Annotated in this window: 19 protein-coding genes, 1 tRNA gene and 1 pseudogene; 16 read left to right on the top strand and 5 right to left on the bottom strand. The window is 65.8% G+C overall.

Translation table 11 applies throughout. From position 1 onward, the window contains the following. The first annotated feature begins 168 nt into the window (after window positions 1-168). Window positions 169-1,056 carry a UTP--glucose-1-phosphate uridylyltransferase GalU gene (gene galU / locus LGN17_RS02365; protein ID WP_175955194.1) on the top strand — a complete coding sequence of 296 codons (888 nt, stop codon included), beginning with the start codon at window positions 169-171 and terminating at the stop codon, window positions 1,054-1,056. Between the two features lie 402 nt (window positions 1,057-1,458). Here galU and LGN17_RS02360 read toward each other — a convergent pair whose 3' ends face one another. Beyond that, window positions 1,459-2,577 carry an acyltransferase family protein gene (locus LGN17_RS02360; RefSeq protein WP_226195007.1) on the bottom strand — a complete coding sequence of 373 codons (1,119 nt, stop codon included), beginning with the start codon at window positions 2,575-2,577 and terminating at the stop codon, window positions 1,459-1,461. A gap of 70 nt (window positions 2,578-2,647) precedes the next feature. Next, window positions 2,648-2,935, bottom strand: coding sequence for a hypothetical protein (locus LGN17_RS02355; RefSeq protein WP_226195287.1), 288 nt, complete (start codon window positions 2,933-2,935; stop codon window positions 2,648-2,650). Between LGN17_RS02355 and LGN17_RS02350 the strand changes: the two genes are divergently transcribed. Then, window positions 2,835-3,284, top strand: coding sequence for an HU family DNA-binding protein (locus LGN17_RS02350; protein ID WP_011355701.1), 450 nt, complete (start codon window positions 2,835-2,837; stop codon window positions 3,282-3,284). The genes LGN17_RS02355 and LGN17_RS02350 overlap by 101 nt on opposite strands. A gap of 276 nt (window positions 3,285-3,560) precedes the next feature. Next, a pseudogene (locus LGN17_RS02345) lies at window positions 3,561-4,352 on the top strand (aminoglycoside adenylyltransferase family protein). Window positions 4,353-4,503: 151 nt separating this feature from the next. On the opposite strand, the gene LGN17_RS02340 reads toward LGN17_RS02345, so the two are convergent. The 3 genes from LGN17_RS02340 to LGN17_RS02330 all read right to left on the bottom strand — a co-directional run bounded on the left by LGN17_RS02340 (window position 4,504) and on the right by LGN17_RS02330 (window position 7,875). Next, a complete protein-coding gene (locus LGN17_RS02340) occupies window positions 4,504-4,977 on the bottom strand; it encodes a VOC family protein (protein ID WP_226195006.1) in 474 nt (157 codons plus the stop codon). A 389-nt stretch (window positions 4,978-5,366) separates the two neighbouring features. Next, window positions 5,367-6,524 (bottom strand): porin, encoded by a 1,158-nt coding sequence (locus tag LGN17_RS02335; protein ID WP_226195005.1) that lies wholly within the window; start codon window positions 6,522-6,524, stop codon window positions 5,367-5,369. Window positions 6,525-6,954: 430 nt separating this feature from the next. After that, complete coding sequence (locus LGN17_RS02330; protein WP_226195004.1) at window positions 6,955-7,875, bottom strand: YihY/virulence factor BrkB family protein; 921 nt, start codon at window positions 7,873-7,875, stop codon at window positions 6,955-6,957. Between the two features lie 143 nt (window positions 7,876-8,018). Here LGN17_RS02330 and fdnG point away from each other — a divergent pair, with 143 nt between their 5' ends. The 13 genes from fdnG to LGN17_RS02265 all read left to right on the top strand — a co-directional run bounded on the left by fdnG (window position 8,019) and on the right by LGN17_RS02265 (window position 23,233). Continuing rightward, entirely contained in the window at window positions 8,019-11,090 is a 3,072-nt protein-coding gene (gene fdnG, locus LGN17_RS02325) for a formate dehydrogenase-N subunit alpha (protein ID WP_226195003.1), read from the top strand. 10 nt (window positions 11,091-11,100) lie between these two features. Beyond that, window positions 11,101-12,015 (top strand): formate dehydrogenase subunit beta, encoded by a 915-nt coding sequence (gene fdxH / locus LGN17_RS02320; RefSeq protein WP_226195002.1) that lies wholly within the window; start codon window positions 11,101-11,103, stop codon window positions 12,013-12,015. Next, window positions 12,012-12,638 (top strand): formate dehydrogenase subunit gamma, encoded by a 627-nt coding sequence (locus LGN17_RS02315; RefSeq protein WP_039370262.1) that lies wholly within the window; start codon window positions 12,012-12,014, stop codon window positions 12,636-12,638. Before fdxH ends, LGN17_RS02315 begins: the two co-directional genes overlap by 4 nt. A 107-nt stretch (window positions 12,639-12,745) precedes the next feature. After that, window positions 12,746-13,681 carry a formate dehydrogenase accessory protein FdhE gene (fdhE, locus tag LGN17_RS02310; protein ID WP_226195001.1) on the top strand — a complete coding sequence of 312 codons (936 nt, stop codon included), beginning with the start codon at window positions 12,746-12,748 and terminating at the stop codon, window positions 13,679-13,681. 73 nt (window positions 13,682-13,754) lie between these two features. After that, on the top strand, window positions 13,755-15,194 hold the full coding sequence (selA, locus tag LGN17_RS02305) for an L-seryl-tRNA(Sec) selenium transferase (RefSeq protein WP_226195000.1): 1,440 nt from the start codon (window positions 13,755-13,757) through the stop codon (window positions 15,192-15,194). Further along, window positions 15,191-17,116 (top strand): selenocysteine-specific translation elongation factor, encoded by a 1,926-nt coding sequence (gene selB, locus LGN17_RS02300; protein WP_226194999.1) that lies wholly within the window; start codon window positions 15,191-15,193, stop codon window positions 17,114-17,116. Before selA ends, selB begins: the two co-directional genes overlap by 4 nt. Before the next feature lie 32 nt (window positions 17,117-17,148). After that, window positions 17,149-17,244 (top strand) — tRNA-Sec (locus tag LGN17_RS02295). Between the two features lie 56 nt (window positions 17,245-17,300). Next, on the top strand, window positions 17,301-18,056 hold the full coding sequence (locus tag LGN17_RS02290; RefSeq protein ID WP_226194998.1) for a Fic family protein: 756 nt from the start codon (window positions 17,301-17,303) through the stop codon (window positions 18,054-18,056). Between the two features lie 802 nt (window positions 18,057-18,858). Further along, the gene (locus tag LGN17_RS02285) at window positions 18,859-19,113 is read left to right on the top strand and encodes a response regulator transcription factor (protein WP_226194997.1); all 255 of its coding nucleotides are present in this window, start codon (window positions 18,859-18,861) and stop codon (window positions 19,111-19,113) included. Between the two features lie 17 nt (window positions 19,114-19,130). Beyond that, complete coding sequence (locus LGN17_RS02280; protein WP_244136294.1) at window positions 19,131-19,307, top strand: LuxR C-terminal-related transcriptional regulator; 177 nt, start codon at window positions 19,131-19,133, stop codon at window positions 19,305-19,307. 198 nt (window positions 19,308-19,505) lie between these two features. Continuing rightward, window positions 19,506-20,633: a hypothetical protein gene (locus tag LGN17_RS02275; protein ID WP_226194996.1), complete on the top strand. Its 1,128-nt coding sequence runs from the start codon at window positions 19,506-19,508 to the stop codon at window positions 20,631-20,633. Between the two features lie 162 nt (window positions 20,634-20,795). After that, complete coding sequence (locus LGN17_RS02270) at window positions 20,796-22,499, top strand: S8 family serine peptidase (RefSeq protein WP_226194995.1); 1,704 nt, start codon at window positions 20,796-20,798, stop codon at window positions 22,497-22,499. Between the two features lie 74 nt (window positions 22,500-22,573). After that, the gene (locus LGN17_RS02265; protein WP_226194994.1) at window positions 22,574-23,233 is read left to right on the top strand and encodes a hypothetical protein; all 660 of its coding nucleotides are present in this window, start codon (window positions 22,574-22,576) and stop codon (window positions 23,231-23,233) included. The last annotated feature ends 25 nt before the right edge of the window (window positions 23,234-23,258 follow it).

Genomic DNA, 23,258 nt, shown 5'->3' with positions numbered 1-23,258 from the left:
CCGGGTTGAAAGGATTATATTTTTTTCGGAATCATTGGGCAATCAGTCCATATCGAAAATGAGCGGAGTCGAATTGGCAGTGCCGTCGATTGTCGATATGCCGTTCGGAACACAATCGCGCCGGGTCCCGGGTCGACGCGGCGCAGTCAACGCAATCAGGATGCGAACATGTTGAAAGTCACCAAGGCCGTGTTCCCCGTTGCCGGTCTCGGCACGCGGTTCCTCCCGGCAACGAAGGCGAGCCCGAAGGAAATGCTGCCCGTCGTCGACAAGCCGTTGATCCAGTACGCGGTCGAGGAAGCGATCAACGCAGGTATCACCGAGATGATCTTCGTCACCGGGCGCAGCAAGCGCGCGATCGAGGATCACTTCGACAAGTCGTACGAGATCGAGGCCGAGCTCGAGGCGCGCGGCAAGGAAAAGCTGCTCGAGCTCGTGCGCGGCATCAAGCCGAGCCACGTGAACTGCTTCTACGTGCGCCAGCCGGAAGCGCTGGGCCTCGGCCACGCGGTGCTGTGCGCGGAGAAGCTGGTGCATGGCGAGCCGTTCGCGGTGATCCTCGCCGACGACCTGCTGCACGGCGAACAGCCGGTGCTGAAGCAACTCGTCGACGTGTTCGACCACTATCACAGCTCGGTGATCGGGGTCGAGACGATCGCACGCGATGACAGCCGCTCGTACGGCGTCGTCGAAGGCCGCGAATGGGAAGAGGACATCATCAAGCTGTCGGGCATCATCGAGAAGCCGGCGCCGGAAGATGCGCCGTCGAATCTCGGCGTGGTCGGCCGCTACGTGTTCATGCCGACGATCTTCGATCACCTGCGCAAGCTCAGGCCGGGCGCCGGCGGCGAGCTGCAGCTGACCGATGCGGTCCAGTCGCTGCTCGCGAACGAGCAGGTGCTCGCGTATCGCTACTACGGCACGCGCTTCGACTGCGGCAGCAAGATCGGCTATCTCAAGGCTACCGTCGAACTCGCGCTCCAGCATCCGGAAGTGAGCCGCGAATTCGAGGCCTACCTGCGTACCTGCTTGCCCGCGCTGGCTGCCGTCGCCTAGGCAGCCGCGCGCTCCATTGTTTCAGGTGGTGGTTGTTCCGTTAGCCCCGGCCGCTCGCGCGCCGGGGCTTTTTTGCATGGACAGGTGCGCGGTTGCGCGATCGTGGTGCGCGCCGTCGGCGTGTGTGTCGTGGCGGACTGGCTTCGTGGGCGGCGCCGCGTGCGGAGCGGGGCGCTTCGACAAGAACGGACGTCACGCCTGAAACCGGTGCCGCAGCGGGCGACCGGGTGACCGGATCGGCGATTCGGTAGCGCGATGTACATCGACGTTTGAGACCGCACCGGTTCTGCCGGCGCCGGTCGCTGAAGCGACGCGGCGACGCCTCGCTTACCGAGTGTCAGCTCCGGGTTGTGGCCTGAATCGCGGTTTCCACGTTCGATCGTCGCCGCATCCGTATGGCGTTCAACGTGCCGACGTGCCCGGCCGCGCGACGAAATGCCGGGCCAGCATCGCGGCGACCGGCTTCTTGAAATCGAGCAGCCGCTTTTCGAGATAGCGCCAGGACAGGTGCGCGAGCAGCACGGCGAGCGCGAACTGCAGCATCTCGGGTAGCGTGTCGCGGACGATTTCCGGTATGGCCACGTGCGCGACGTGCGCAGGCAGCACGCCGAAACGCGCCGGAATCAGGTTGTGGAACAGGTAGAAGCCGTAGCTGATCGTGCCGAGATAGGCGAGCGGCGCCCGGTCGAGCAGCGCCACGACCGGATGCTCGGGTTCGCTGACGATCCACAGCAGCAGCGCGCCGAGCGAGGCGGACAGGCCGAGATCCGCGAGCCCCGCGATCGTGCCGGGCAACGCCGTGCAAGCGGGTAGCACGAGAAAGAACAGGACGCCTGCCGCGCCGAGCCAGCCGGGCGGAACGCGGCGCACGGCGGCCGCACCGCGATCGGCGAGCACGATCGCGCCGACGCCGCCGAGCGCGATCAGCGCGAAATTCCACGGCGAAAATGCATAGATCAGCACCGGCGACGCGTCGCACAGGTAGAGCGCGAGATGGGCGAGCGCGCCCAGCACGACGGCCGCGATACCAAGCGCGACGTGTCGCGCGGCCGGCACCGCGAGCAGCGCGAGCGGCGCAATCAGATAGAACTGCTGTTCAACCGCGAGGCTCCAGAAGTGCGACGTGGAGCCCGGCCAGCCGTCCTTGACGACGCCGATCCAGTAATTCGACAGGAACGCCGCGTGCCACGCGAGTCCGAGATTGACGTCGCGCTGGTAGAACAGCGCGTGCGCGATCGCGAGCGCGGCGAGCAGCAGGTAATAGACGGGAAAGATCCGCAGCGCGCGTTTCGCGAGGAACAGCGCGAGCGCATGGCGGCGCGTCATGGCGCCGCACTCGACCGCCTGGCGGTTGCGATGCAGCTCGCCGACGATCAGGAATCCGCTGATGAGGAAAAACGTCCACACGCCCAGCTTGCCGACGTCGACGGCAAGGACGTGGCCCTTGTGGGACAGGAAAACGAGGATGACGGCGAGGGCTCGCAGGCCGTCGAGTCCTTTGACGTATCTGGCTTCGCGCATGGCGGCATCCGGGCATTGAGCGAGCCCAGTATAGGTGCGCAAATATCGAACGTAATTCGCGTTCGGGTGCCTACGTGAAGGCGTTTTTTGATGCTGGAGCGTCGACGCAATCGGTCGCATGCAAAAAAACCTGCGGGAAACCCCGCGAAAACGCATAAAAGTACTGCACGAAGCGTCGCGGCGCTTGTAGAATCCGGCGTTGAAGCGCGCGCGTTGCACGCTTCGTGTATCCAACGACCACACCTGGTAGGAGAAACATGGCGACTTCCGCTAAAAAGGTGGCCAAAAAGGCTGCCGCACCGGCCACCAAGAAAGTGGCTGCCAAAAAGGCTGCGCCCGCGAAGAAAGTAGTGGCCAAGAAGGTTGTCGCGAAGGCGGCACCGGCCGCTCCGACGCCGCTGAAGGACAAGTTCACGAAGGCATCGCTCGCAACGCACATCGCTGAGCGCGCAGCTGTCGAAGTGAAGGCGGTCAAGGCAGTGCTCGTCGCACTCGAGAACGTCGTGCTGGGCTCGGTCCACAAGAAGGGCGCGGGCGAGTTCACGCTGCCGGGTCTGCTGAAGATCACGGCACAAGTCGTGCCGGCGAAGAAGAAGCGCTTCGGCAAGGATCCGTTCACGGGCGAAGAGCGTTGGTTCCCGGCGAAGCCGGCCAGCGTGCGCGTGAAGGCACGTGCGCTGAAGAAGCTGAAGGACGCGGCAGCGTAATGCCGCGCAGCGGTTGCCGAATGCATGTCGGCAGCCGTTGCGATGTCCGACGATCCCCGTACGCGAAAGCGTGCGGGGATTTTTATTGCGCTGCGCCAATCGCGCGGCAGCGAAGCCGCGATATGGCGGAAGGACCGGTTCGACGCGTGACGTACTCCGGAAGACGCGCCGCGCACGCGCGATGACGAACGGCAATCCGCTTGCGCGCTTGCTGTGGATTCGCCTCTGCCTGTCGCGCTCGCTGCGCCGGTTGCGTGCGCAGCGCGAGGGTCACGCATCGCGACGGAAACCATTCCCGACGGAATCGCAGCTCAGGCCGCCGCGGCGTGCGACGCGATCGAGCGGCATCTCGGCGCGACGCTGAAGGCGATCCACCTGTTCCGATCGGCGCTCGACGGCGGGCTGAAACCGCGCAGCGACGTCGACCTGCTGGTGACGGTGTCGACCCGCGCTGACGAGCCGACACGACGCGCGTTGATGCTCGACCTGCTCGCCGTGTCGGCGCCGCCCGCTCGCACCGGCGGCATGCGCGCACTGGAAGTGACCGTCGTCGCGCTCGACGAAGTCGTGCCGTGGCGTCACCCGGCGCGGCGCGAACTGCAGTTCGGCGAGTGGCGGCGTCGCAACCCCGAAGCCGGCAGCGTCGAACCGGCGCTCGTCGATCACGATCTGGCGATCCTGTTGACGAAGGTGCGACGGCACAGCGTCGTGCCCCGCCCGGCAGCGGCGGCGCTTTTCGAGCACGTACCGGCACAGGATTTTGTCGCCGCGCTATGGGCCACCGTTGCGTAGTGGAATGCCGAACCGAACCGGTGCGGTGACGAATGCAAAGGGGTGCTCACGCTTGCGCGCATCGGGTACAGCGCCGCGACCGGCAGGATCGCGCCCAAGGACGTCGCCGTGACATGGATACTGGAACGCTTGCCTGAAACTTGCCGGCCAGATGTCGCGGCGGCGCGCGCCGCCTATCTCGGCGGCGAGGAGGATGCAGCGATCGTGTCGGGTGAACCCCTTGCCGAATTCATCGGCTACGCGCGGCGAACGGTCGAATCGATGCTGTCGCCGTAGCCGCAGATGCCGCGCACGTGTCCGGCTTGCGGGCGAAGCCGACGACGATCACGGGCATCGGCGCGGCAGCCGCACGCGCATGCGGTCGAGCCGGATGCCTGTCGGCGATCCGGCGCGTCATCGCGCACGCGCTGTGCGGCGTGCTGCTTCGTCAGCCCGCCGTGCCGCCATAGGCGGCTTTCAGCGCGGCGTCGTCGAGCTTGACCATCTGCATCATCGCGGCGGCCACGCGCGTGGCCTTGACGGTGTCCCGGTCGGACATCATCGGGATCAGCGCTTCCGGAACGATCTGCCACGAGACGCCGTAGCGGTCTCTGAGCCAGCCGCAGGCGTCGGCCGTGCCGCCGTTGTCGAGCAGGGCGTTCCAGTAGCGGTCGAGCTCCGCCTGGTCGGCGCAGCTGACCAGCAGCGAGATCGCGTGGTTGAACGTGTCGGTGCGCGGGTGGCTCATCGCGAAGAACGGCTGCCCGAACAGCTCGAACTCGACCATCCGCGTGCCGTCGGTGCCGGGCACCGTGGTGACGCGCACGATGCGCGAATCCGGAAAGATGCCCGCATAGAAGGCCGCGGCTTCTTCGGCTTCCGCCGCATACCAGAGGAAGGGCGTGATCTTCTGAATCGTCATGGCGTATCTCCTGTCTGCATTGGCCGGGGCGCAAATCGCGTGCCGACCTCGATACGACGGATGAAGACCGCCGAAATCGACACGCCGGGGCGAACGGCCGTCGCACCGGATCCGTGGCACCGACAGTGCGGATGGTAGTCGTCCGGCGCGCACACGGCGAGAGGCCCCTGCGTCAGGAAATCGCGTTTCCGGCGTATTGCAGCCGCCAGGCGCCGCTGCCGGCCGGCTGAAGTGCCTCGGTGCCCAGGTATCGGCCGTCGGCGGGAGCGGGCCGTGCCGGCCCGCCGGCGACGGACGAAAAAAAAGCCAGCCACGGCCGAAACCGATGACTGGCTTTCCAGTTCGGCGGCAAGGCGTCGGAGACGCCATGCACGCCGGGTACGTCGTTTTTAGAACTTGTGGCGCAGGCCGAGAGCGACGATTTCCTGCGAGTTCTTGCCGGCGATGCCATACGAGCCGATCGATGCCTGCGCGGGGGTACCGTCCGCGTTCTCGCCGCTTGCGTGCTGGTATGCGCCAACCAGGTAGACGTCGGTGCGCTTCGACAGCGAGTAGTCGGCGCCGACCGAAACCTGATGGTACTTGGCGTCGGTCTGGCCGCTGCCCTTCGTGTAGATGTAGCCGACGCCCAGCAGCAGCGGTGCCGAAGCCTGGTACGTGACGAACGCGCGGCCCGTGTTGTACTTCTGGTTCGTGCCGAACGTCGAGTTCGCATCCGCCTTGTATTGCGAGTTGCTGTAGCCGAGGCCGAACGTCACCGGGCCGAATGCGTACTGGCCGGCCACTTGTGCGATACCGATCGACGACGACGACGCGTACGCGTTGTTGATGAAGCTGCCCGAGCCGTCGAAGATCGCGTCCGACGAGCCGGTCCAGCCGGTGCGCTGGCCAGCGGCGCTCAGCGGCGACGAGTTGTTTGCGTGGAAGTAGCCAGCTGCCAGGCCGAGCGGGCCGTTGTTGTAGGCAGCTGCCGCTGCCCACGTCTGGCCGCTGCCGGTTGCGCCGGCGACACCGCCGAATGCGTACAGGGCTTCGACTTGCAGGCCGGCCCAGACCGGCGACGTGTACTTCACTGCATTGCTGACGCGCAGGCTGTTGTCGTTGTTGTCGACGTCGCCCGGCGTGGCGAACACGCTGCCGAAATAGTTGTCAGCCGTGACTGCCTGAACCAGGTCGACGAGCGGGTCATACTGACGACCCAGCGTTACCGTACCGTACTGGTTGCTTTGCAGGCCGACGAATGCCTGGCGGCCGAACATGCGACCACCCTGACCCAGTGCGCCCGATGCCGAGTTGAAGCCGTTTTCCAACTGGAAGATCGCCTTCAGGCCACCACCGAGGTCTTCGGAACCCTTCAGGCCGAAACGGCTGCCTTGCAGGTTGCCGCTACCCATCGACCACGAATTGTTGCCTTGACCTGCGTTACCGTGAACATAGGTGATCGACGTGTCGATCACGCCGTACAGCGTCACGCTCGACTGTGCCTGAGCAGCGCCGGCGGCGCCCAGCAGGGCGAGCGAGAGGGTCGAGAGAGCAAGTTTCTTCATCGTTGAGTTTCTCCACGCAAGTGATTCATCGTTATTTGTTGCGGATTGGAGAATAGCTCAGTGCCATCGACGCAAGAAAGCTTAAAAAATAAAGTGTCTCGAAAAGGTAACAGCACCAAAAAGTCCATATATATCAAGCACATCAACAACTGTTCCTGTTTTTGAAATAGTTGACAATTGGTGCGGGGCGATTGTTTCAGTGTGTGATGCACATTGAGGCAGACGCCCCGTTTCGGCCGGTTTGAGCACCGAAATAAGCGCTTGCAAACGTTTGCCGTTGCAGCCGCGAACGTGCCGGCGTGCAACGAACGCGCCAACGCCGCGCGAATGCGCGGCGGACAGCGTGGTTGCGGGAGTTTGGCGGGCGTGTAGCAGGCAATTTCGCGGCGCGCGAGGCTCTGCGCGCGCCGCATTTCGTATACGTGGCGAATCAGTCGCCGCGCGCGCGTTCGGTTTGAGCGGATTCGGCCGATGCGACGCCGGCAAGCCGATGCGCGTCGCCGCGGGCCGCCGCGAATTCCGCACCGAGCAGCAGCACGATCGCGGAGAAGTACAACCACATCAACAGGACCGCGAACGATCCGGCTGCGCCGAACGCACTGGCCGTGCCCGCATGCGCGAGGTACAGCGCGAACAGCTTCTTGCCGCCGGAGAACAGGATCGCGGACACGACGCCGCCGACCGCGGCGTCGCGCCACGCGACGCGCGCGTCGGGCAGGAACTTCATCAACGCGGCGAATGCGGCCGCGAGCACCGCGATGCCGACGAAGAACTGCACGACGTTCGTGACGACGACATACGGCGAATTGCCCAGCAGCCAGGTGCCGACGAACGTGATCGCGGTATCGAGCACGAGCGACACGATCAGGAGGAACGCGACGCCAAGCACGAGCCCGAACGAGATCAGCCGCACGCGCACCAGCCCAAGCATGCTCGACCAGCGGTTTTCGGTGGCCGGCCAGATCACGCTGAGCGCGGCGCTGAGCGACGCGAAGGTGGCCGACGCACCGATCGCGAGCGCGGCGAACGAGATCAGTGTCGCGAGGCCGCCGCGCTCGCCTGCGCGATGCGCGTTCTGCACGATCGTCTGGATGCTGGCCGCCGCGTCGTCCCCGATCAGCTGGTGCGCCTGTTCGAACACCTGGCCGCGTGCGGCGTCGTCGCCGTAGAACCAGCCGGCGACGGCGATCACCATCACGAGCATCGGTGCAAGCGAGAATGCGGAGAAGAACGCGATGCCCGCGGCCATCGCGGAGCAGCGGTCGGACGAGAAGCGCTTGAACGCGGTGAGGGCCCAGTTGGCCTGCTGTTGGGCGAGACGGGTCGCCTCGGTGGTGATCTGTCGTTTCATGAGGATTCGGTCGAGATGCCGTGCGGCGGTCACCGTTGGTAATCGGACAATTCAGAATTGATCCGAAGAATCGAACATAGTTGCGTGGACTGTCTATAATTCCTTTCAGTTTCCCCACCCCCACAATAACGCCGAGACCCGCCATGCTACAAATGTCCCGGCGCCAGTTCCTGAAGGTGACGGCTACGTCGCTTGCCGGATCGAGTCTAGCCCTGATGGGCTTCTCGCCATCCGAAGCGCTTGCCGAAGTCCGACAGTACAAGCTGGCGCGCACAGTCGAAACGCGCAACACCTGTCCTTACTGTTCAGTGGGTTGCGGCATCCTGATGTACAGCCTCGGAGACGGCGCGAAGAACGCCCAGGCGAGCATCATCCATATCGAAGGCGATCCCGACCATCCCGTCAATCGCGGCACGCTGTGCCCGAAGGGCGCGAGCCTGATCGACTTCATCCACAGCCCGAGCCGCCTGACGCACCCCGAGTATCGGGCGCCCGGTTCGGACAAGTGGGAACCGATCTCGTGGAATGACGCGCTCGACCGCATCGCGAAGCTGATGAAGGCCGACCGCGACGCGAACTTCGTCGAGACGGCGGAAGACGGTGCGAAGGTCAACCGCTGGCTGACCACCGGCATGCTGGCCGCGTCGGCGGGCAGCAACGAGGTCGGCTACCTGACGCACAAGACCGTCCGCAGTCTCGGGATGCTCGCATTCGACAATCAGGCGCGTGTCTGACATGGCCCGACGGTGGCAGGTCTTGCCCCGACGTTTGGCCGTGGAGCGATGACGAACCATTGGGTCGACATCAAGAACGCGGACGTGATTCTCGTGATGGGCGGCAATGCAGCCGAGGCCCATCCGTGCGGTTTCAAGTGGGTAACGGAGGCGAAGGCGCACCGCAAGGCGCGGCTGATCGTCGTCGACCCGCGCTTCACGCGTACGGCCTCGGTGGCCGACTACTACGCGCCGATCCGCACCGGCACCGACATCGTCTTCCTGGGCGGCGTCATCAACTATCTGCTGACGAACGACAAGATCCAGCATGAGTACGTGAAGAACTACACGGACTTCTCGTTCATCGTGCGCGAGGATTTCGCGTTCAACGACGGCATCTATTCCGGCTACGACGCCCAGAAGCACGCGTATCCGGACAAATCGAGCTGGGACTACGAGCGCGGCGACGACGGCTTCGTGAAGGTCGACCCGACGCTGCAGCATCCGCGTTGCGTGTACAACCTGCTGAAGCAGCACTACGCGCGCTATACGCCGGACATGGTCCAGCAGACGTGCGGCACGCCGAAGGAGAAATTCCTCAAGGTGTGCGAGATGCTCGCGACCACGGCCGTTCCCGGCCGGGCCGGCACGATCCTGTACGCGCTCGGCTGGACGCACCACTCGGTCGGCGCGCAGATGATCCGCACCGGCGCGATGGTGCAGCTGCTGCTCGGCAACATCGGCATCGCCGGCGGCGGGATGAACGCGCTGCGCGGCCACTCGAACATCCAGGGGTTGACCGACCTCGGGCTGATGTCGAACCTGCTGCCGGGCTACATGACGCTGCCGATGCAGGCCGAGCAGGATTTCGACGGCTACATCAAGAAGCGCGCGCAGGAGCCGCTACGGCCGAACCAGTTGAGCTACTGGAAGAACTACAAGGCGTTCCACGTCAGCTTCATGAAGGCGTGGTGGGGCGATGCCGCCACGGCCGAGAACAACTGGGCCTACGACTACCTGCCGAAGCTGGACAAGCAGTACGACCTGTTGCAGGCGATCGAGCTGATGAATGCCGGCAAGATGAACGGCTACATCTGCCAGGGCTTCAACCCGCTCGCGGCGGCGCCGTCGAAGGTGAAGACGGCCGCGGGGCTCGCGAAGCTCAAGTGGCTCGTGATCATGGATCCGCTCGCGACCGAGACCTCCGAGTTCTGGAAGTATCACGGCGACTACAACGACGTCGATCCGTCGAAGATCCAGACCGAGGTGTTCCGTTTGCCCACGACGTGCTTCGCGGAGGAAGACGGCTCGCTCGTGAGCTCGAGCCGGGTGCTGCAATGGCACTGGAAGGGCGCGGAGCCGCCGGGCGAAGCGAAGAGCGACCTCGAGATCATGTCGGGGCTGTTCCTGCGCATGCGCAAGATGTACCAGGCGGACGGCGGCAAGTATCCGGATCCGATCGTGAACCTGAGCTGGCCGTACGCGAACCCGGAAAGCCCGACGCCCCAGGAGCTCGCGATGGAGTTCAACGGGCGGGCGCTCGCCGATCTGCCCGATCCGAAGGATCCGACGAAGACGCTCGTGAAGAAGGGCGAGCAGCTCGCCGGGTTCGCGCAACTGAAGGACGACGGCACGACCGCGAGCGGCTGCTGGATTTTCTGCGGTGCATGGACCCAGGCCGGCAACCAGATGGGGCGGCGCGACAACTCGGATCCGACCGGCCTCGGCCAGACGCTGAACTGGGCGTGGGCGTGGCCGGCGAACCGGCGAATCCTGTACAACCGCGCTTCGTGCGACGTCAGCGGCAAGCCGTTCGACCCGACCCGCAAGCTGATCGGCTGGAACGGCAAGGCGTGGGCGGGCCCCGATATCCCGGACTTCAAGGCGGACGAACCCCCCGAGAACGGGATGGGGCCGTTCATCATGAACCCGGAGGGCGTCGCGCGCTTCTTCGCCCGCGCGGGGATGAACGAAGGTCCGTTCCCCGAGCACTACGAGCCGTTCGAGACGCCGCTCGACGCGAACCCGCTGCACCCGAACAACCCGCAGGCGCTGAACAACCCGGCTGCCCGCGTGTTTCCGGACGACCGCGCGTCGTTCGGCAAGGTGGCGGACTTCCCGCACGTGGCGACGACGTACCGGCTGACCGAGCACTTCCACTACTGGACCAAGCATGCGCGGCTGAACTCGATCATCCAGCCCGAGCAATTCGTCGAGATCGGCGAAGACCTCGCAAAGGAAGTCGGCGTCGCGCATGGCGAGCGCGTGAAGGTGTCGTCCAAGCGCGGCTACATCGTCGCGGTTGCCCTCGTCACGAAGCGGATCAAGCCGCTGACGGTCGACGGCAAGAAGGTCCAGACGGTCGGCGTCCCGTTGCACTGGGGCTTCAAGGGTCTGACGAAGCCCGGCTATCTCGCCAATACCCTGACTCCGTCCGTGGGTGACGGCAACTCCTATACACCGGAATTCAAGTCGTTCCTGGTGAAGGTCGAAAAGGCGTAAGGGGGAAGAGATGGCATTGCAATCGCTGGATATCAAGCGCGTCTCGGCCACCACGACGCCACCGCCCACGGTGCGCGAACCGGTGACCGGGAGTGTCGCGAAGCTGATCGACGTATCGAAGTGCATCGGCTGCAAGGCATGCCAGACCGCATGCATGGAGTGGAACGACCTGCGCGACGAAATCGGCACCAACGTCGGCGTGTACGACAACCCGGCCGACCTGACCGAGCATTCGTGGACGGTGATGCGGTTCTCCGAATACGAGAACCCGGCGGGCGACCTCGAGTGGCTGATCCGCAAGGACGGCTGCATGCACTGCGAGGATCCGGGCTGCCTGAAGGCGTGTCCGTCGCCGGGCGCGATCGTGCAGTACAACAACGGGATCGTCGATTTCCACGAGGAGAACTGCATCGGTTGCGGCTATTGCGTGACCGGCTGCCCGTTCAACGTTCCGCGGATCTCGAAGAAGGATCATCGCGCCTACAAGTGCACGCTCTGTTCCGACCGCGTCGCGGTCGGCCAGGAACCGGCCTGCGTGAAGACCTGCCCGACCGGCGCGATCGTGTTCGGCACCAAGGAGGACATGAAGCAGCATGCGGCCGAGCGGATCGAGGACCTGAAGGAGCGCGGCTTCGAGCATGCGGGGCTGTACGACCCGCAGGGCGTCGGCGGCACGCACGTGATGTACGTGCTGCACCACGCCGATAAACCGTCGCTGTACCACGGGCTGCCCGACAACCCGTCGATCAGCCCGATGGTGAAGCTGTGGAAGGGCATCGCGAAGCCGCTCGCGGTCGCGGGCATCGCGCTGACCGCGCTCGCCGGGTTCTTCCACTATGTCCGGGTCGGTCCGAACGAGGTGAGCGACGAAGAGGAAGCGGCCGCGCGCGACGAGGCGCGACGCATCAAGGAGGACGCGAAATGAAGCACGACGACCCCAACCTGATCGTCCGCTACTCGGCGAACGAGCGCACGAACCACTGGATCACCGCGATCACGTTCGTGCTGCTCGCGCTGTCCGGGCTCGCGCTGTTCCATCCGTCGATGTTCTGGCTGACCGCGCTGTTCGGCGGCGGCCAGTGGACGCGGATCCTGCATCCGTTCGTCGGCCTCGTGATGTTCGTGTCGTTCGCGATCCTGGTGGTGCGCTTCTGGCATCACAACGCGCTCGACGCGGACGACCGGCAGTGGCTCAAGCAGATCGGCGACGTGCTGACCAACCAGGAAGACAAGCTGCCGCCTGTCGGGCGCTATAACGCCGGACAGAAGCTGCTATTCTTTACGCTGGTGGCGTGCCTGTTGCTGCTCCTGCTGTCGGGAGTCGTGATCTGGCGGCGCTACTTCTCGTTCTACTTCCCGATCGGGGTGATCCGCGCGGCCGCTGTCGTGCATGCCGTGGCGGCCTTCGTGCTGATCGCGAGCATCATCGTGCACATTTACGCGGCGTTGTGGGTGAAGGGCTCGATCGGCGCGATGGTGCGCGGCACCGTCACGCTGGGCTGGGCTCGCAAGCATCACCCGAAGTGGTTCCGTGAAAGCGTGAAATAACGCACCGGAGCGGGGCGGCTCGCCGATCGCGGCGGGCTGGCCCGTCAGCCGTCGGAACCGCCTGAAGCGCCGACTTGTCGGCGCTTGTTTATTTGGAAGACATATCTGTGACACAACGCATTCTCGAACCGACCGAGATCTCGGCACTCGATCATTCGGCCATCCCGCGCTTTCGCCTGCCGGAGCGCGCCACCGCGTTCTCGGCGCGCGCCGCGCGGCTGCGCAAGCTGGCCGACCTGAACCCGATCAGCGGCTACCTGCGGCTGATGGCCACCGTCGCCGATGCGCAGCACGCGACACTGCAAACGCTCGAGCTGCCGCTGCCGTCGAAGGAAGCGATCGCGCGTGCGCAGCAGCATTCGATGCCGCTCGTGCCGGCGCTCGACGGCGAGCGCGATCCGCGCTGGCGTGCCGTGCTGTACGAACTGCTCGACCGCGTCGAAGGCGCGGGGCTTGTCAACCCGCAGCTCGCGAAGCTGCTCGACCGCCTGCGCCTGATGGCGCCCGCCGAACTCGACGCGCAAGCCGACGCGATCCTCGCGCTGCGTTTCGCCGAAGTCGACCCGGCTACCGCGCCGTTCCTGATGGCCGCGCTGCAGGTCGTCTGGACGGACCTCGCAAGCCGCGTTGGGCCGGCTGACGTCCCGTATCTCGACCAGCCGGGGCTGTGCCCCGTGTGCGGCACGCATCCGGTCGCGAGCGTCGTGCGGGTGGGCGGCCAGTACCAGGGTTACCGTTTCCTGCAATGCGGGCTGTGCACGACCGAGTGGCACATGGTGCGCACGAAGTGCTCGCACTGCGATTCGACGAAGGGCATCGCGTATCACGGGATCGAGGGCGGCAGCGAAGCCGTCAAGGCAGAGTCGTGCGACGAGTGCAAGACCTATCGCAAGATCGGCTATCAGGAGAAGGACTACGAGTTCGAGCCGCTGGCGGACGATCTCGCGAGTCTCACGCTCGACCTGCTGATGAACGAGGCCGGCTACCAGCGCAGTTCGCCGAACCCGCTGTTGTGGCCGGACGTCTCGCGGGACGCGAATTGACGGCAGGGGCCGAGGCGGTGCGCGAGCACCGGCGCAGGCCCACTGCGAAGCATGAGACTGGAGCCACAACGACGTGACCGAACCGGGTGTGAATGAACTGAATGCGGTGCTGGCGCGCGTGCCGTCCGTTGAGCGTGTGCTGTCGTCGGCGCCGCTGCAACCGCTCATCACGGACTACGGCCGCACGCGCGTGCTGAACGCCGTGCGTGCCGAGCTCGAACGCTGGCGTGCCGCCGCGCAGCACGATCCGGCTGCGGCCGAACCGCTCGACGAGCCGCGCATCGCCGCGGCGGTCGAGCACACGCTGGCCGCGCAGAGCGCGGGCACGGTGCGCGCCGTGTTCAACCTGACCGGCACCGTGCTGCACACGAACCTCGGGCGCGCGCTGTTGCCCGACGACGCGGTGCGTGCGGTGGTCGACGTGCTGACGCGGCCGGTCAACCTCGAATTCGACCTCGCCACGGGCCGCCGCGGTGATCGCGACGACCTGATCGACGATCTGCTGTGCGAACTGACGGGCGCGGAAGCCGCGACCGTCGTCAACAACAACGCGGCGGCCGTGCTGCTGGCGCTGTCGGCGCTTGCGACGAAGCGGGAAGTCGTCGTGTCGCGCGGCGAGCTGGTCGAGATCGGCGGCGCATTCCGCATTCCCGACATCATGAGCCGCGCGGGCGCCAGGCTGCGCGAAGTCGGCACGACCAATCGCACCCATCTGCGCGACTACGCGGACGCAATCGGCCCGCGCACCGCGCTGCTGATGAAGGTGCACTGCAGCAACTACGCGATCAGCGGTTTCACGAAGGAAGCGACACTCGCCGAACTCGCGCCGCTTGCGCGCGAGCATGGGCTGCCGGTTGCCGTCGATCTCGGCAGCGGCACGCTCGCCGACCTGTCGCAATGGGGCCTGCCGCACGAGACGACCGTGCAGGAAACCGTCGCCGCCGGCGCAAACGTTGTCACGTTCAGCGGCGACAAGCTGCTCGGCGGGCCGCAGGCCGGCCTGATCGTCGGCGATCGCGCGCTGATCGCGAAGATCAAGAAACATCCGCTCAAGCGCGCGCTGCGCGTCGGCAAGCTGACGCTCGCGGCGCTCGAGCCCGTGCTACGCCTTTATCAGTCGCCCGAGTTCCTGCGCGACCGGCTCACGACGCTGCGGCTGCTGACGCGCCCGCAGCGCGAGATCGCCGAGGCTGCCGAACGTGTGCGCCCGGCGCTGCAGGCCGCGCTCGGCAGCGGTTTCGACGTGACGGTCGAACCGATGTTCAGCCAGATCGGCAGCGGCGCGCTGCCGGTCGATCAGCTAGCGAGCGCAGGGCTCGTCGTACGCACGGCGGACGGCAAGCGCAGCGGCCGCGCGCTTGCTCAGCTCGAGAAACGGCTGCGCGAATGGCCGCGCCCGGTGATCGGCCGCGTGGCTGACCATGCACTGCGGCTCGACCTGCGCTGCCTCGAAGCCGCCGACGAGGCGGCGTTCGTCGCACAGTGCGTGCCGCCTGCGGAGCCCGCTGCATGATCGTCGGTACCGCCGGACACATCGACCACGGCAAGACGACGCTGGCGCGTGCGCTGACAGGTGTCGACACCGATCGCCTGAAAGAAGAGAAGGCGCGTGGCATCTCGATCGAACTCGGTTACGCGTATACACCGCTCGACAATGGCGATGTGCTCGGCCTGATCGACGTGCCGGGCCACGAGAAGCTGATTCATACGATGGCGGCCGGCGCATGCGGGATCGACTTCGCGCTGCTCGTGATTGCCGCCGACGACGGCGTGATGCCGCAGACGCGTGAGCATCTCGCGATTCTGCAACTGCTTGGCGTCACGCACGGCGCCGTCGCGCTGACGAAGTGCGATCGCGTCGACGCTGCGCGCGTGGCTGAAGTGCGCGACGAGATCGTCACGTGGTTGAACGACTCGACGCTGGCCGGCGTGCCGATTTTCGAAACGCGTGCGACGGCTATGGACGATCCGGGCGTCGCCGCGTTGAAGCGTTATCTGGCGGACGCGGCGATCGCGTGGCGCGCGCGGCGCGACGACGGCCTGTTCCGGCTCGCGGTCGATCGCGTGTTTACGCTCGCGGGGCAGGGCACCGTCGTGACGGGCACGGCGTTCTCGGGCCGCGTCGTGACCGGCGACACGCTCGCGATCGTGCGAACGGGCGGCGCGGCGCGTGTGCGCAGCATCCATGCACAGAACCGGCCGGTCGAGGCCGGCCGCGCGGGCGAGCGTTGCGCGCTGAATCTGGCCGGCGTCGACAAGGCCGATATCGAGCGCGGCGATACCGTCGCCGATGCACGGCTTGTCGCGACGTCGCCGCGTCTCGACGTCGACCTGACGCTGCTCGCGGATGCGGGGCTCACGCTGACGCATTGGGCGCCGCTGCACGTGCATCTCGGCACGCTGCATCGCGTCGCGCATGTCGCGCTGCTCGACGGCGATACGCTCGCGGCCGGCCAGCGGATGCGCGTGCAACTGGTATTCGACGAGCCGGTGTTTGCGCTGCCGGGTGACCGGTTCATCGTCCGCAATCCGCAGGCGACGCGCACGATCGGCGGCGGCCGCGTGCTCGACCCGTTCGGGCCGGCGCGCAAGCGTCGGACGCCTCAGCGTCGCGCGTGGCTCGACGCGCTGGCCGAGTGGCTCGACGAAGGCTGTCTCGATGCGCTGCTCGCGCAGGCGCCGCTCGGCATCCCGCGCGCGATGCTCACGCATCTGACGGGTTTCGCGCCGAATGCGCTGGCGCTGCCGGAAGACGCGCTGGCGATCGGGCAGCGCGATGCCGCGTCGAACGACGGCGCGGTGATTGCCCGGGAGCACTGGCGTGCGCTGCAGACGCGGGCGATCGATACGCTGCGGGTGTATCACGAGCGCATGCCCGACGAGCAGGGGCTCGACGCCGCACGCTTGCGGCGGATGGCCGCGCCGCTCGCCGGCGATGCGCTGTGGCGCGCGCTCGTCGATGCGCTGGTGGCCGGCGGCGAAGTCGCGCGAAGCGGGCCGTGGTTGCATCTGCCGTCGCATTCGGTGCGCCTCGATTCGCGCGAGGAAGCACTGGCGCGGCAACTGCTGCCGCTGATCCACGCGGGGCGCTTCGACCCGCCGTGGGTGCGCGACCTGGCCCGCGACTCGGGCGCGGCCGAGGACGCGGTGCGGACCTTGCTGCGCAAGCTCGCGCGGCGTGGCGACGTGCACCAGGTCGTGCGCGACCTGTTCTATCACGCGGACGTCATGCGTGAGCTGGCGGCACTCGTCGCGCATCTCGCGCCGTCGCGCGGCGGCGGGCTCGATGCCGCGACGTTTCGCGACGCGACGGGGCTCGGCCGCAAGCGCGCGATCCAGATTCTCGAGTTCTTCGACCGGGTTGGGTATACTCGCTTCCACCGCGATCTTCACTTCCTGCGGCCTGACAGCGGTTGGGCGGATATTCAGGCGTAGGCGCTCGCTGTTCTTTGGGTTCTTTTCCCCACGGAAGGCATTCGTATCCGGTGGTACGGCTGGACTTCAAATCCAGTTGGGGGTGTCAGACACTCCCGGGTAGGTTCGACTCCTGCTGCCTTCCGCCAGTCGCCATTCCCGACGCGGAGTAAAATGGCGCGCATTGGTCGATTTTGGTGATTTCATGGATTCGTCCGTATCGCTTCTGCTGGAAGCCGTCGATGCCGACAAGGCAAAGCTGGACGCGGCGCGTCCGCTTCCGCCGCATACGCTGGCGTCATTGCGCGAAAAGCTGATGCTGGAGTGGACTTATCATTCGAATGCGATCGAAGGCAATACGCTGACCTTGCGGGAAACGAAGGTTGTGCTCGAAGGCATTACGGTCGGCGGAAAGTCGCTGCGCGAGCATTTCGAAGCCACCAATCATCGCGACGCGATTCTCTATGTCGAAGAAATCGTCGGAAAGCAGGAAATGCTGTCCGAATGGCAGATCCGGAATATTCACGGGCTGGTATTGAAGGGGATCGACGACGGCGAGGCCGGCAGGTATCGCCGGGAGAACGTCGTGATCGCAGGCGCAAGCACGACGCCACCGGATTTCCTGCATTTGCCGGCTGAAATGGCCGCGCTCATCGATTGGGACACGCAGGCGGGAGCGATGCATCCCGTGGTACGCGCCGCCGAACTGCATACGCGGTTCGTGAAGATCCATCCGTTTGTCGACGGCAATGGAAGAACGGGGCGGTTGCTGCTGAATTTCGAACTGATGAAGTCTGGCTATCCGCCCGCGGTCATTCGCAAGGAAGATCGGCTGGCTTACTACGATACGCTGGACGACGCGTGCACGACCGGCGACTACAGCGGCATTACGCGCCTGGTGGCCGAGTCGGTGCGGCGCTCGCTCGATGCCTATCTCGGCGTGCTTGGGTTGCGCCCGTAGGCGAGCCATTCCGGACGCCTGTCGGGACGGCCCGGTCACCGGGGCGTCCCGTCTCGACCGGTTCTTTGACTCCTGCTGCTTTCCGCCATGCGGCTTGATTGCGATCCGGCTTGCGTACGCGGGGCAATCGCGATCGCCCCTATCGAGAACACTTTGTTCACCGCGATTTCAACGCGCCGCACCTTGTCATGCAGTGTTCGCCGACGAGTCGCCGGATCTGACATCCACAACCGCCGGGGCCGGCTGCTTCGAATGCGATTCGACTCCCGTCACATTGGAATCGGGCCGGGATCCCGACTCAACAGACATCGATCAGGGGAAGAAACCCCGTACCAACCGCGAACCGGATCGCTTTCAAACGTCGGATTCGATGTCGCAATTCTGTAATTCACGAATGGCAGTTTCTGTTTTGTTTTTAATTCAAGAAATAATAAACAAAATCATAGATTCATCAATGAACTCGAAATTGAATGCATTTTCGGTTGACCAATTCAATCAGTGATATCAATCATCATGCGAAATCGAGCGGCGGGCGTATGATGCATCGTCCCGATCGCCCCGAATTCAAATAGTCGGCACAAGGCTGCCCCGTCCATCTCGCAGCCGAGAACAATCAAAAAAGTCGTTTTATAACGGGCGGCCCGGAGATAACAAAGCAGTCTCAAGCGCATCCACCTTTGCATGTCGCGTGCACGAAGGGAGGTGTCCGGTCGCCGGTGAGGTTGTCGTGAATATTCCAAGGAGACCGCCGCTCCCGTGACAAGGAAGGGGATGCCCTTTCAATTGTCGACGGGGATCCATCTTGAAACTTACCGCACGCGAGACAGTCGTGTTGGGCTTGATCGCGCAAGGCCTGACCGACCGTGAAATCGCGATTGAACTGGCCATTTCCGTATATACCGCGCGCAAGCATCGCGAAAATCTTCTCGATAAATTCGGCTTCATGAAATCGGCGCAACTGACCATGCGCTATTTCATTCTCTTTCCTGACGTGCTCAAAAAAACAGTATCCAACGCCGTCCCGACCCGTTCTCGTCGCGCGAACGCGAGATCCTGAACCTGCTCGCGGCCGGCATGAGCGACAAGCAGGTCGCTCGCGCGCTCGGCATCAGCGACCAGACCGCCCGCAAGCATCGCGCGCATCTTCTCCGCAAGACCGCCTCGCCCAACATCTGTGCGCTTCTCCATACGGCCGTGTTTTCCGGCTGGCTTACCGACCCGTTTCCCGTTGCAAAACCCGGCTCGCCGTAGCGGGACACATACCGCATTTGCCGTATGGAACCGGCGGGACCCGACTCGCAGAATCGACGTGCCGATTCGTCCGATGTTTCCACTGACCTATGCGTAGCGGGCCGATGGAGGCGTCGCCGGCCGGCATGTCGACGGCGCACGAGAAGCAGGGTCTGCGACTCGTGTGCCGACAGTTTCCTCTTCATCAAGGACTCGAAAATGACTCATGTACACCATGCATTGCCGGGGGTACCGCTCGCTGTTTCGGGACACGTTCCGGCTTACGCGACGACGTTTGCGCAAGGGGAGTTCGCGCCGCAGGGCATCGGCGGCGCGGTCATCGGTACCGCTGCGCCGGTACTCGGCGAATTGCTCGGCCGGCTCGGCGGGCTGTTGCCGTTCGCGGCGCAACCGCAAGCGGCGTTCGCGCCGCAAGGCGTGTTCGGCGACATCCTGAAGTCGGTCGCGCCTACCGTCGGTACGGTTGCCGGTCAACTGGGCGGGCTGCTGCCGTTCGCGGCCCAGCCCCAGGCGGCATTCGCGCCGCAAGGCATCGGCGGCGCGGTCATCGGCACCGCTGCGCCGGTACTCGGGGAATTGCTCGGCCGGCTCGGCGGGCTGCTGCCGTTCGCGGCGCAACCGCAAGCGGCGTTCGCACCGCAAGGTGTGTTCGGCGACATCCTGAAGTCGGTCGCGCCGACCGTCGGTACGGTTGCCGGTCAACTGGGCGGGCTGCTGCCGTTCGCAGCCCAGCCCCAGGCGGCATTCGCGCCGCAAGGCATCGGCGGCGCGGTCATCGGTACCGCCGCCCCGGTGCTGGGCGAACTGCTCGGCCGGCTCGGCGGGCTGCTGCCGTTCGCGGCGCAACCGCAAGCGGCGTTCGCACCGCAAGGCGTGTTCGGCGACATCCTGAAGTCGGTCGCGCCAACCGTCGGTACGGTTGCCGGTCAACTGGGCGGGTTGCTGCCGTTCGCGGCCCAGCCCCAGGCGGCATTCGCGCCGCAGGGCATCGGCGGCGCGGTCATCGGTACCGCCGCCCCGGTGCTGGGCGAACTGCTCGGCCGGCTCGGCGGGCTGCTGCCGTTCGCGGCGCAACCGCAAGCGGCGTTCGCACCGCAAGGCGTGTTCGGCGACATCCTGAAGTCGGTCGCGCCAACCGTCGGTACGGTTGCCGGTCAACTGGGCGGGTTGCTGCCGTTCGCGGCCCAGCCCCAGGCGGCATTCGCGCCGCAGGGCATCGGCGGCGCGGTCATCGGTACCGCCGCCCCGGTGCTGGGCGAACTGCTCGGCCGGCTCGGCGGCCTGCTGCCGTTCTCCGTGATGCCCGCCCAGCCGGCATTCCACTGACCTGTCTCAACCATAGACCTGCGCCACCCTGCGGCCCCAGCGGGGGCGCACTCGACGGACGCCCGTCGCGCAACGATCCGATCGTATCGGGATGCGCGTCCGTCGCTTGCGACCGACTGACCCATGGCGTGCCTCGAGTGTCGCGCCGCGAAGGAGATTGCGATGGACAAGGACAAGAAGCCAACCGCCGCGAAGGCGGCAGCCCTGCCGGCGGACGATGTCGCCGCCGCACCGGAAGTCATGCCGCCCGATTCGGCCGGCGATGCGGTTCATGTGACGAGCGGCAAGCGCCAGTATCTGATTGCGCCTCGGCGCGGCGCGCTCGCTCGCCAGGCCGCGGTGACGCCGATGTCGGCACATGAACTCGACAATGCGGTCGGCCGGCTGCCCGGCGTCGAAGTCGTGCGTGTGATCAACAGCCACAAGAACGCGCAGATGATGTCCGCGCGGCCGGACGAAGCGACCGACACGTACGTCGTCAAGATGGACCCCGCGCATGCGCAACTGCTGCAGGCGACGGCGCCGCCGGAGATGATCGTCGAGGAGGACCATCCGCTCGGGTACGGGAAAAAGCCGGAACAGGATTCCGGCGCCGAGTTTCGTCCGCAGGCGGCAATCGCGTCGACGATCCTGCGCCCGGTAACGATCCGCGTGCTGGGTGCGGACGATCAACCCGAGCCTGGCGTTCCGGTGACGCTCGCGGGAGACGGGTTCCCGGTGAGCGGCACCACCGACGAGCGAGGCGAGACGACCCTGGCCGTCGCGCAGATGGCGCCCGGTCCGCTCCAGTCGCTGGCGGTGCGGCCGTCCCACACGTACTGGAACGTCTACCTGTCGGCGCCGCTGTTGTCGAGCGATCAGGCGAACGTGGTGCGGCTCACGCCGTTGTCCCAGCCGAACCCGAACGTTCCGCCGCGTGCGCCGCTCGGATGGGGGCAGCGCCTGATGGGTCTCGATGAGCTTCCGGCCACGACGACGGGGCGAGGCGTGCGCGTCGCGATCGTGGATTCGGGGGCCGACACGTCGCATCCGCTGCTGAACCATATCGTGCGCGGCGCCGATCTGACCAACGATCAGAACCCGGATACCTGGAAGGACGACGTGATCGGCCACGGATCGCATTGCGCGGGTGTGATCGCCGCACGCATCAGTCCGCAGGCTGCCGACGCGCAGATGGCGATGCGCGGTTTCGTGCCCGACGCGGAGATCCATGTGCTGAAGATCTTCCCAGGTGGCCAGTTCAGTACGCTGATCCAGGCGCTTGACTATTGCATCGACCACGACATCGACGTTGTGAACCTGAGCCTCGGCGCGCCGCAGGCGTCGCTCGCCGTCGAGCAGAAGCTGATGGAAGCCGTGCAATCCGGCGTCGCATGCATCGTCGCGGCCGGCAATTCGGGCGGTCCGGTCCAGTACCCGGCGTCGTCGCCGTACGTGCTCGCGGTGTCGGCGCTGGGGCTGCATCGGGAATTGCCCGTCAACACGTGGGAGCAAACGCAAATCGTCGCGCAGGCTGCGACGGCTGACGGCCTCTTCTCGCCGACGTTCTCGTGCCACGGTCCGCAGATCGGCGTGTGCGGGCCGGGAGTGGGCGTCGTATCGACGGTGCCGGGCGCAGCGTTCAATGCCGAATCCGGCACGTCGATGGCTGCGCCGCACATCACGGGGCTCGCGGCGCTGCTGGTGAGCGATCCGCAGATCGCTGGCCATCTCGGGCCGCGCCGGCCGGAGCGCGTCGCCGCGCTGTTTCAGCTGATCCGGATGATCTGCACACCGATCGTGCAGTACGACGTCACGAATCGCTTCGGTGCGGGCCTGCCGCGCTTTCAGAACCTTCGCCAACTGTTGCAGCAAGCGGGCCGCTGACGGCTCGCGAGCCGCGCCGGCCGCCGGCCGATTCCGTCGGCCGGCGCCCGTCGTCACACAAGGAGAAACGCATCATGTCGACCCTGCTGCGAATTACCCGGGCTGCCTGCGCCGCCAGCCTGATTCTGACCTGCGCCGGCGCGCACGCGCAGGACTGGACGCTGGCGCTGTCCTGGAAGCTTGGCGAGTGTGTCGGCGGCGATGGCGCCCAGACGTGCACGGCAGGCCAACTGCCGTCCGAGCGCCGGGCCGCGGACGGCACGCCGATCCGGATCACGGCGATCGGCCTGTATACGCCACGGCGCGACTGCGACACGACGCCGTTGCCGGACGGCACGCTGTCCGACGATGCAGCGCCATATATCGCGCCGGCGAGCGCCGACGCCTTCCAGCAGCACTGGAATCGCTACGGGAGCTGCACGGGATACGCGCCTGCCGGTTATGCCGCCGAGCTCGCCGCAATGGCGCGTGCGGTCGGCCGCACGAATCTCGGCCGCTACCTGGGGGAGCACGACAACAAGGTGGTACGGCTCGACGAGCTGAAGAACGCGCAACTGCGCGATTTCTTTATCGGCGCGGACAAGTCGGTGCAGTTCCTGTGCACGTCCGAAGGACGGCTCGCGGAGGTGCGCTACCGGCTGCGCGACTGGTCCGACGTGTTCGTGTATCGCGACAAGGGCGGCATGCTCGTCGCGGCGCCGGGCGGCAATTGCGGCGACGAAGTGCGGCTGTAGCGCGCGTTGCCGGCCGATACGTTGG

The organism is Burkholderia sp. AU30280 (genome assembly GCF_020420125.1).
Taxonomy (GTDB): Bacteria; Pseudomonadota; Gammaproteobacteria; order Burkholderiales; family Burkholderiaceae; genus Burkholderia.
Note: the sequence above shows the minus strand (reverse complement) of the source record. Positions and strands in the feature narration are given on the sequence as shown.

Excerpts from the sequence above, each read along its gene's own strand:
- LGN17_RS02270 (WP_226194995.1), top strand. The coding sequence starts at position 20,796 with ATGGACAAGGACAAGAAGCCAACCGCCGCGAAGGCGGCAGCCCTGCCG.
- LGN17_RS02275 (WP_226194996.1), top strand. The coding sequence starts at position 19,506 with ATGACTCATGTACACCATGCATTGCCGGGGGTACCGCTCGCTGTTTCG.
- galU (WP_175955194.1), top strand. The coding sequence starts at position 169 with ATGTTGAAAGTCACCAAGGCCGTGTTCCCCGTTGCCGGTCTCGGCACG.
- LGN17_RS02350 (WP_011355701.1), top strand. The coding sequence starts at position 2,835 with ATGGCGACTTCCGCTAAAAAGGTGGCCAAAAAGGCTGCCGCACCGGCC.
- fdxH (WP_226195002.1), top strand. The coding sequence starts at position 11,101 with ATGGCATTGCAATCGCTGGATATCAAGCGCGTCTCGGCCACCACGACG.
- LGN17_RS02280 (WP_244136294.1), top strand. The coding sequence starts at position 19,131 with ATGAGCGACAAGCAGGTCGCTCGCGCGCTCGGCATCAGCGACCAGACC.
- LGN17_RS02335 (WP_226195005.1), bottom strand. The coding sequence starts at position 6,524 with ATGAAGAAACTTGCTCTCTCGACCCTCTCGCTCGCCCTGCTGGGCGCC.
- LGN17_RS02315 (WP_039370262.1), top strand. The coding sequence starts at position 12,012 with ATGAAGCACGACGACCCCAACCTGATCGTCCGCTACTCGGCGAACGAG.
- LGN17_RS02265 (WP_226194994.1), top strand. The coding sequence starts at position 22,574 with ATGTCGACCCTGCTGCGAATTACCCGGGCTGCCTGCGCCGCCAGCCTG.
- LGN17_RS02330 (WP_226195004.1), bottom strand. The coding sequence starts at position 7,875 with ATGAAACGACAGATCACCACCGAGGCGACCCGTCTCGCCCAACAGCAG.
- LGN17_RS02360 (WP_226195007.1), bottom strand. The coding sequence starts at position 2,577 with ATGCGCGAAGCCAGATACGTCAAAGGACTCGACGGCCTGCGAGCCCTC.
- LGN17_RS02290 (WP_226194998.1), top strand. The coding sequence starts at position 17,301 with ATGGATTCGTCCGTATCGCTTCTGCTGGAAGCCGTCGATGCCGACAAG.
- selB (WP_226194999.1), top strand. The coding sequence starts at position 15,191 with ATGATCGTCGGTACCGCCGGACACATCGACCACGGCAAGACGACGCTG.
- LGN17_RS02340 (WP_226195006.1), bottom strand. The coding sequence starts at position 4,977 with ATGACGATTCAGAAGATCACGCCCTTCCTCTGGTATGCGGCGGAAGCC.